The following is a 9,277-nucleotide window of genomic DNA, read 5'->3' on the forward strand; positions in this document are numbered from 1 at the left end:
GATGGTTGTACAGGTTCCGGAGCCAGGCACTACTGGTATTGTACTCGGTAGCACTCCACCTAGGCGAAGGGCGCAACGCCGTCTACTTGGCAGCGCACGGATGCGAGGTCACGCTGCTCGACTATTCGGACACCGCCCTCCAGAAGGCCGAGCGGCTGGCCGCCGAGCAAGGCGCTGCACTTCATACGATCCATGCCGACTTGACCACCTGGCAGCCGTCACGCACCTGGCAGGCCCTTACCGCCACCTACGTGCACCTGCCCGTACAGTGGCAGCCCCGGCTGTACGAGATCATGAAAGCGAGCCTGGCTCCTGGTGGCACGCTCGTTGCCGAGTGGTTTCGGCCCGAGCAACGCACCGACGGCTACGCCAGCGGCGGCCCGCCCCACGCCGAAATGATGGTAACGGCCCAAGAGCTGCGCAATGCGTTTCCCGAATCCGGTATCGAACTGCTCACCGAGCCGGTCGTATCGCTCCACGAAGGACCCGGCCACAGCGGTCAGGCAGCGGTAGTGCGCCTTATCTGGACCAAGCCCGATGCGTAGCTGCCTACACGGCGCGTTCCACATCCATCTGAAACGCCCGCACCGGGTGGTCAGGATCATGCGTTGTGTTAAACGCTGCGACGGCCTCCATAAATGCATCCGCCTCCTCATCGCCTACAAACGCCCACGTGAGCATGGAGTAAGCCGGGTGATTCGCTCGCCCAAACCATCCAATGTCGGCGGCAGTAGACTCGCCCTTGTGATAGTGGCCACGGATGTCAATCTCGCTGAACACCCGAATCGCATGCTCGCGATACAGGCGCAGCAGGTCGTCGCGGTACGTGTCGATGCTCATTACAGCTACAAGCTTCATAGCAGGCGTTCGTTCAGTCAAAAAGCAGTTAGGTGGATGCGGAAGGCGAGTCGTCGTCAGAAGCGGTGTCATCAGCATCCTCAGCGTCGGCGCCGTTGGCATCATCCGCACCGGTCGTGGTGTCGGTTCCTGTCGAATCGTGATCAGACGCAGAGCCCGAAGCGCTGGCAGGCGCTGCGCCAGACGCGGCTGCGCCATCGCGGCCCCGGTTCTCGGGCGCTTTGCGGCGCTCCAGCATGTAGTAGATGAGCGGCACAATGAGCAACGTAAGCGCGGTCGACGCAATCACACCACCGATGAGCGAGATCGCGAGTCCCTGAAACACCGGGTCCAGAATGATCACAAAGGCGCCAATAGCCACTGTGCCTGCTGTTAGCAGAATAGGGCGCGTACGGACCGCCCCAGCTTCAATAACAGCTTGCTTGAGCGGCGCGCCGTCATCGAGCCGAATATCGATGAAGTCGATGAGCAACACCGAGTTACGCACCATAATCCCTGCCAGGGCAATGAACCCGATCATCGACGTGGCGGTGAAGAACGCGCCCATCACCCAGTGCCCAATCACAATCCCAATGAGCGATAACGGAATGGCAACCATCATCACAATGGGCGTGGTGAGTGTCTGAAACCAGCCTACAATCAGCATATAGATGATGAGCAGCACCACCGCGAACGCAATCCCCAGATCGCGAAACACCTTGTAAGTGATGGTCCACTCGCCGCCCCACTTCAGGAAGTACGCATCGTCGACCGTGGGGGGCCCGGTGTAGAGCGTAGACAGGTCGTATCCGGCAGGCATTTCGACCTCATCGAGGCGCTCCTCAATATCGAGCATCGAGTAGACCGGACTCTCCACCTCACCGGCTACGTCGGCAGTAACATACACGACGCGCTGCTGGTCTTTGCGGCTGATGTGCTGACGGCGCGTACGTTCGTTGATCTGTACCAAGTCGCCAACAGGCACGGTGGTGCCGGCCTGCGTCTGTACCGGCATGTTGCGAAGCGCATCGAGGCTGGAGCGCTCGGCCTCGCCCAGGCGGACCTCAATGCCGACCAGATCATCAGCGCCGCTCACGCGCAGCGTGGACATATCAGCGCCGTTAAGGCCCATGCGCATAGCCTCGGCAATGCGCTGTGCAGGCACGCCCATCTGCATGGCTTTGTCCTTGTCTACGGCAAACGTGTAACGCGTCTGGTCGGCCTGCACTGTCCAGTCCACGTCGACGACCTCATCGGTTTCGGCAAAGAGCGTTTTCACCTGCTCAGCAATGGCGTGCTGCTGCTCCGTATCGGGCCCGTAGATCTCAGCCACAAGCGTAGCCCGCACGGGCGGCCCCGGGGGCACCTCGGCCACCTTGATGTTTGCGCCGTAGCGGGCACCAATCGCTTGCATGTCCGGACGCATGGCCTTGGCAATAGGGTGGCTTTGGATGTCGCGTTCGTCGCTGCTGCGCAGGTTCACCTGAATGTCTGCCTGGTGCGGCGCCGAGCGCATGTCATACCCGCGTACCAATCCGTTCAGGTTGATAGGCGATGCATCCCCCACGTACGTCTGGTAATCAACAACCTCGGGACGCTGCGCCAGGTAGAGTCCCAGTTCGCGTGTAACAGCAGATGTTCGCTCCAGCGGCGTGCCCTCGGGCATGTCAATGACAACCTGGAACTCATCTTTATCGTCGTACGGCAGCATCTTCACCGTCACCGCCTGAAAGTAGAAGAGCGATAGTGAGGCGAGTAGCAACACCGTAGTGCCACCGATAAAGCTCCATCCCAGCGTACGGTTTTCGAGTAGCGGACGAATGGAGGCTGCGTACCAGCGGTAGATGGTGGTGTCTTCGAGGCTGTAGTCGGGTGTGTTCTCATCCGCAGGACTCGTATCGAGCAGGCGGTATGCCAGGTACGGCGTGATGGTAAGTCCCACAAACAGGGAGAAGAGCGCGGCCAGCGAGGCCCCAATGGGCATCGGGCTCATGTACGGCCCCATCAGCCCCGACACGAACGCCATGGGTAGCACGGCGGCAATGACGGTGAACGTGGCCAGAATCGTCGGGTTACCCACCTCGTTGATTGCTGCAATGGCAGCCTGGGCAAACGGCAGCCGCCGCATCTTAAAGTGCCGCTCCATATTCTCCGCCACAATGATCGAGTCGTCGACCACAATGCCCGTTACAAAAATCAGCGCGAAGAGCGTGATGCGGTTCAGCGTGTACCCAAACATGTAGTACACGAACAGCGTGAGCGCAAAGCTAATCGGCACCGAGAGGAAGACCACAAGTCCGCCGCGCCAGCCCATCGACAGGCCCACCACCACAGTTACGGTAAGGATGGCGATGATGAGGTGCAGAAACAGTTCGCTCACCTTGTCGGATGCAGAGGCGCCGTAGTTGCGTGTTGGCGTCACGGTTACGTCGCTCGGTAGGAGCGTAGAGCGCGTCTCTTCGAGCGTAGCCAAGGCTTCTTCGGCAACCGACATCGCGTCGGCGCCGTCGCGCTTGGCCAGTGCCAGCGTGACCGCAGGGGATGTAGCGAGCGCTTCAGTAACGCCGGCATCGCCCGCTTCATCCGATTCGTCAGCAGTTGCCGGACGGTGATGGGCTCCGTATCCGAACTGCACGTACCGTTCGGTCTCGCCCGGACCGTCTGTTACAGTAGCTACGTCGCGCAGGTAGACGGGCTGCCCTTCGTGTACGCCAACCACCAGGTTACGTACGTCTTCAGCAGTTTCAAGAAATTTGCCGGTTTCTACAAGATACTCCGCATCCCCAGACCGAAACGAGCCCGATTGCTGTTGACTGTTGGCGGCTTGCACCTGCTCAGCAATAGCTGGTAGGTCAAGATTATATGCCATCAACTGATTCGGGTCGGTACGCACCTTCACTGTGCGCTCGCGCCCCCCGATAACATCGATAGCAGCAACGCCGTCGGCCCGCTGCAACTCCGAGGCCAACTCGGTGCCCATCTGGTGCAACTCATAGTCGCTGTAGGTGTCGCTGTGTAGCGTGAGCGACAGGATCGGCACATCGTTTACCGCGCGCGTCTTGATCAGCGGCATGGAAGCGCCAGGGGGCATCTGCTCCATGCGTTTCAGGATCTGCTCGTAGAGCTTTACCAGGCTACGCGGGATGTCTTCGCCTACGTAGTAGCGTACGCTGACGGCGGCCTGCCCCTGCATCGCGTTGCTGTAGACATATTCTACACCATCAATGTTACTTAGGAGGCGCTCCAACGGCTCTACGATACGGCTCTCCACTTCATCTGGTGTAGCGCCCGGCTGCTGCACCAGAATGTCGACCATGGGGACCTCAATCTGCGGGTCCTCCTCTTTGGGTGTCAGCCACACGCTGTAAATGCCAATGCCTAAGAAAGCCGCCATTAGCAGCGGCGTAATTTTCGAATTGATAAACGGCTGGGCAAGGCGCCCGGCCAAACCGGTTTGGGTAGCCATAACAGTAGCAGCAAGAGGGATGCGTGAGCAAGCAACAGAGCAGGGCGGGGTTAGTCCTGTGCAGTTGCATTTTGCACAGTAACGGGCCGTCCGTCGTGCAGGCGGCCCTCAGCGCTTCGCACATAGCGGTCGCCCGTCTGCAAGCCTGAAAGCACGACCACCCGGTTGCCGCGTGGTGTTCCGGTGCGTACCCACCGCAGCAACGCATAATTATCGTCGGTTACCGTATACACGCCCGTAAGCTGTCCACGCTCAACCAGACTCTCGGTGGGCACAGTGAGGAGGTGTTCATCTCCCGATTCGTGCAGCACCTGCGCGTACATGCCCGACTTTACAGACGCGGGCGGATCGTGCAGCACCACGCGCATTCGAAACTGTCGGCTGGCCGGGTCAGCACTGGGGTTCACCTCATTCACGTTTCCGCTCAGGGTATCGCTTAAAGCGGGGACAACGACCCGCACGGTATCACCTGTGGCTACTCGGTTGATGGCCCGCTCGGGTACCTGTGTGCGCACTTCCAAGAGACGGCTCACCTCCAGCATCAGTAGCGGCTGGCCTGGCGAGGCCATAGCGCCCTGTTCGATGCGTTTATCGACCACGATACCTGGTGCAGGCGCGGTGATGGTCGTATACGAAAGCCCATCGTCGATTTCGTCGAGGCGATTGTCGAGTGCCTCCACTTGCGCCTGGGCGCGTTCGTACTCTGCTTCAGCAGCGTCGTATGCTTGCTGCGTGGCACTGCCGCGTTGAAGCAGTGTATCGAGGCGCGCAAACTGCGTGCGGGCATTGCTCAGCGCAGCCTCGGCCTCTCGTTTTTGGGACTCTACCTGCCGCCGTTGCGCACGCATATCATCAGAACTGATGCGCGCGAGTACCTGCCCTTCCTCAACCTGCGTGCCCTCTTCGGCCAAGACCGCATCAACACGTCCCATCATGCGCGTACTCAGCGGAATGCGCTCTGTACCTGCCACCGTGCCAGTGTACTCAAACTGTTTAGGGTAAGCGGTGTCAGCCAGTGTTTCTACCTGTACGGCTACAGGCGATTGCTCCGGTGGAGACTCGGGAGTGTCGCTGCCACATGCAGCCAGGCTGGCAGACAGCACGATAATCAGAAGCGGCACAAAAAGGCGTAAGGGTTGGAGCATGGCGGAAGGACCGCTGAGTGGAGAAGGCATGTGAAGCATGTTAGGCAAGGCAGCAGAGACGCAAAAGAAGAGGCACAAGGGGGTATTTTTAGTGCACGTTAGCGCAGCGAGATTTCCGTAAGCAGTTCAAGGCGGAAGCGGTCCGTGGTGTGTTTGTATTGCGCCTGCAGGGCCGCAAGGCGGCTTTCGGCCAGTTGAGCTTCCGCTTGCAACAGATCGGTGGTGCTTTCAAGCCCCTGTTCAAACCGATCGGAACGCAGGCGAAACGACTCGCGAGCCTGCTCAACTACGGCTTCGGTCTGTTCAACTCGCTCGCGCGAGGTATCCAGTGCACGCAGAGCCGACTCAATCTCCACTTCGTTTTGCAGACGCTGATCGCGCACAGCAAGATTAGAGGCGCGTTCATTGGCTTGTGCCCGCTGCATTCCACCAATCTGCTGAAACCCCCGAAATATATTCCACTGAAGGGATACACCAACGGTCCAACCTTGCCCCTGTGTACCAAAGGGAGTCGTATCATTCCACTCATATCCGCCTTCTGCATTCACCGTAGGCAGAAACGCAGCACGAGCTGCTCTCACCCGCTGCTCAGCAGCAGCGCGGCGAGAACGTAAGGCGCGCATATCAGAGCGTTCAGCGTTCACCGTCTGCACGTCAACCTGTGAGGGCGTTTCGATTGGATCAGGCAGGTCATCGGTCGGGGCGATACGCGTCTTCTCCTCCATGCCAAGCAAGTACCGGAGCTGGTCAGAAGCATCCTCAACAGCGGCCTGCACTTCAGTCTGATCGGCCTCCAGTTCAAGCACGCGCACCCGCGCTGCCAGCACATCGGCTTGCGTGATCATGCCCTGGTCGAGCAGGTCCTCAGCGCGCGACTGATTGCTGCGTGCTGCCTCCAACGCAGCCACGATGACGGACTCACGTTCACGGGCCAAGACCAATCCGTAGTACTGCCTGCGCACCTGAAATTGCACCATCTCGGCAGTGCGCTGCGTTCCAAGCTCGGCCGCCTGTGCCTGGCGAGTAGCTGCCCGACGCTCAAATAGACCGTCCAGGTTGAGTACAGGCTGCTGCACAGTGACCTGCGTCGTGTAATTCTCGATACGGTCGGGGTTGTTCAGCGCATTGGGGGCAAAGTCGGCTTCCCTAACAGTTTCTTGCTTCAGCAGAAAGCCAAACGCATTGAGCGGGTCAGTGGTAGAAGTCGCGTTCTCTGACACCGACACCTGGGGGAGAAAAGTCGCCAGCGTTTGGCGTGCCCCAGCCTGAGCGGCATCCGTCTCTGCTGCAGCCGTCTGCACCTGGTAGTTCTGCTCCTGGGCCCGCTCGACTGCATCTTGTGCAGACAGCGCAAGCGTGTCGGGCGTCTGGGCATGGACGTTCGGAAAACTTCCCAGTGCAAGCACGCAAGCAGCAATAAAATACAGGCGGAGCATGATCATGATGTGTTCGAGGTAATGCATGTCTACAAGCAACACCGTATAACTTTTCAGTTGATTAGTGTTCCGGGGCATGCGTCCTCGACACATGCTCTTCTTATGCATCATACCCTACGCCATCTTACCGAAATGCATTCTCCGACACGATGTATTCAGCGGTTCGCTTTCCGCTATCCGAATGAACACCCCAACATCTCACGATTGCGCAACCTGTGGAACCGTTGGCCTCCTGCATACTGTTACGTAACAGGTAAAATATATACTGCCGCTGCTTTCCGCTAATTACTTCTTCGACCTATGCTTTCTACTGCGCGTCGCATCACTTACCTGCTGGCTTTCGGGGCCGCCATGCTCCTCTTCGCTACCGGATGCGGAGGCGATGCCTCCGAGTCTGCTGATACCGGTGATACTGACACCGTGACCCTGGAACCGGGCGAGCGCTCGCCGACCATTGATGGCGCCACAGCCCGCTTCGAAGCACCTGAATCCGAAGCCGTACTCGACCCGGGCGAGGTGGAGGTCGAAGTCGCGGTCGAAAACTTCATTCCCGGGTCGCAGACCGACATCCCCCGACTCGATGAGATTGCAAACTCAGAGGACGGGCAGCACACGCACATCATCGTGAACAACGATCCGTACTTCGCGAACTACAACACCGATGCGGAGCCGTTTAGCATTGGCGAACTGGAGCCCGGCGCATACTCGGCGTTTGTCTTCCCCAGCCGCTCGTTCCATGAAAGCGTAAAGAGCGAAGATGCCTACGACCTGGTGAACTTTTATGTCGGTGAAGAAGCTGAGGGCGAAGACTTCCCACTCGAAGAGGGCGAACCCAGCATCATCTACAGCCGCCCGAAAGGCACGTACAGCGGCGACGGGGCCGAGCGCATCATGCTCGACTTCTATCTCTACAATGTGGAGTTGAGCGAAGATGGGTATCGCGCCCATTACACAATCCAGGAAGAGGGGTCCGATGAGACGGTCGCCGAGCTCACGATGGATGAGTGGACGCCTGCCTTCGTAGAAGGACTCGACAGCGGCACCTACACGTTCACGCTCGAACTGCTCGACGAAAACGACGAGCGCGTGCCGGGCGACTTCAACTACACCGAACGCGAAGTCGAAGTGGAGCGGTAACTGCTGCCTTCACATATCGTTTGGGTTGCTTAGCCGCCTGCCTTCTTGCATTTGGAAGGCAGGCGGCTTTTCTCTGTGCTCGCTGTAACGCAAGACCACGCAAGCGGCACTACACGACGCGTGTTGCCCCTTCATCACTCGCGTTGTGTTGCCATGCTGTCTTCTCGTGCTGTGCTCGTCTCGGTTGCTGGGCTCCTTGCGAGCCTCGGCTTCTACCTGTTTGCTACCGAGGCTCCTTCTCCTGCGCCCAACCCCGCACTCCCGCTGGCCGATACGCCGTACGTATTGCACGACGACCTGTCGGACTACACCGACTTCATGATGTCGGGCGGGCCGCCTCCCGACGGCATCCCTGCCATCGACGATCCGCAGTTTGTCGATGCCGATGGTGCCGATCTCGACGACGGCGATATGATCATCGGATTCGTGCATAACGGCGAAGCGCGTGCGTATCCCCAGAACATCATGGTGCACCACGAAATCGTAAACGATGCTGTGGGCAGACTCAATGTGGCGGTTACGTATTGTCCACTAACCGCTACCGCACAGGGGTTTAAGCGGGGGGATACCACGCTGGGCGTATCCGGACAGCTGCTGAACAGCAACCTTGTGATGTTCGACCGCAACACCGAAAGCTACTTCTCGCAGATTGCAGCCACCGGCCTCACCGGCGATCATGCCAGCGCCACCCTCGACGAGGTCAACCTGATCTGGACGACCTGGGACCCGTGGCGCGCACAGCATCCCGAAACTCAGGTGCTAAGCGACGACACCGGCCACATGCGCAACTACAGCAACGACCCGTACGGACGTTACAACCCGCGCGGCGGCTACTACAATGCGCGCGAGGTCATCTTTCCGCTCATGCATGAGTCCGATGCGCATCATCCCAAAGACATGGTCGTGGGGGCCCGCACCGACGAAGAGAGCGTCCACTTCATGCTCGACACGCTGGAAGATGAGCGTGTGCTACGTGCCGACGGTTTCATAGCCGTGTACGATGAACGCTTCCATACCGGGCACATCTACGAGGCTGATGAGATGCCCGACGTTACCCCGACGGAAAACAACCGCTATGAGATCGACGGTGAATCCTACGCGCCCGATGCGCTGCCGCTCGACGCACTCGTATCGATAGAGGCGTTCTTCTTTGCCTGGAACGCGTTCTATCCAGATAGCAATACGGTATAGCGCTCTATCGGCTGGCTCTATCGGCGGGATACGAATCGGTTTGCCACAACACGCAGAGAGGTTGC

At 59.1% G+C, this 9,277-nt stretch carries 7 protein-coding genes; 3 read left to right on the forward strand and 4 right to left on the reverse strand.

The genetic code is table 11. From position 1 onward, the window contains the following. The coding region (locus R6U20_RS04290) for a class I SAM-dependent methyltransferase (RefSeq protein WP_410336635.1) at positions 1 to 545 on the forward strand (545 nt) is incomplete at its 5' end. A 4-nt stretch (positions 546 to 549) separates the two neighbouring features. Here the strand turns inward: R6U20_RS04290 and R6U20_RS04295 are convergent. The 4 genes from R6U20_RS04295 to R6U20_RS04310 form a co-directional block, all read right to left on the reverse strand. Further along, the gene (locus R6U20_RS04295) at positions 550 to 858 is read right to left on the reverse strand and encodes a hypothetical protein (RefSeq protein WP_410336636.1); all 309 of its coding nucleotides are present in this window, start codon (positions 856 to 858) and stop codon (positions 550 to 552) included. Positions 859 to 886: 28 nt separating this feature from the next. Next, positions 887 to 4,303 carry an efflux RND transporter permease subunit gene (locus R6U20_RS04300; RefSeq protein ID WP_410336637.1) on the reverse strand — a complete coding sequence of 1,139 codons (3,417 nt, stop codon included), beginning with the start codon at positions 4,301 to 4,303 and terminating at the stop codon, positions 887 to 889. A 50-nt stretch (positions 4,304 to 4,353) separates the two neighbouring features. Next, positions 4,354 to 5,478: an efflux RND transporter periplasmic adaptor subunit gene (locus R6U20_RS04305; RefSeq protein ID WP_410336638.1), complete on the reverse strand. Its 1,125-nt coding sequence runs from the start codon at positions 5,476 to 5,478 to the stop codon at positions 4,354 to 4,356. Between the two features lie 68 nt (positions 5,479 to 5,546). Continuing rightward, on the reverse strand, positions 5,547 to 6,911 hold the full coding sequence (locus R6U20_RS04310; protein ID WP_410336639.1) for a TolC family protein: 1,365 nt from the start codon (positions 6,909 to 6,911) through the stop codon (positions 5,547 to 5,549). A gap of 273 nt (positions 6,912 to 7,184) precedes the next feature. On the opposite strand from R6U20_RS04310, the gene R6U20_RS04315 reads away from it, so the two are divergent. Continuing rightward, positions 7,185 to 8,021: a hypothetical protein gene (locus R6U20_RS04315; RefSeq protein WP_410336640.1), complete on the forward strand. Its 837-nt coding sequence runs from the start codon at positions 7,185 to 7,187 to the stop codon at positions 8,019 to 8,021. A 153-nt stretch (positions 8,022 to 8,174) separates the two neighbouring features. Continuing rightward, positions 8,175 to 9,212 carry a DUF3179 domain-containing protein gene (locus R6U20_RS04320; RefSeq protein ID WP_410336641.1) on the forward strand — a complete coding sequence of 346 codons (1,038 nt, stop codon included), beginning with the start codon at positions 8,175 to 8,177 and terminating at the stop codon, positions 9,210 to 9,212. The last annotated feature ends 65 nt before the right edge of the window (positions 9,213 to 9,277 follow it).

The organism is Longimonas sp., assembly GCF_046498435.1.
Taxonomy (GTDB): Bacteria; Bacteroidota; Rhodothermia; order Rhodothermales; family Salinibacteraceae; genus Longimonas.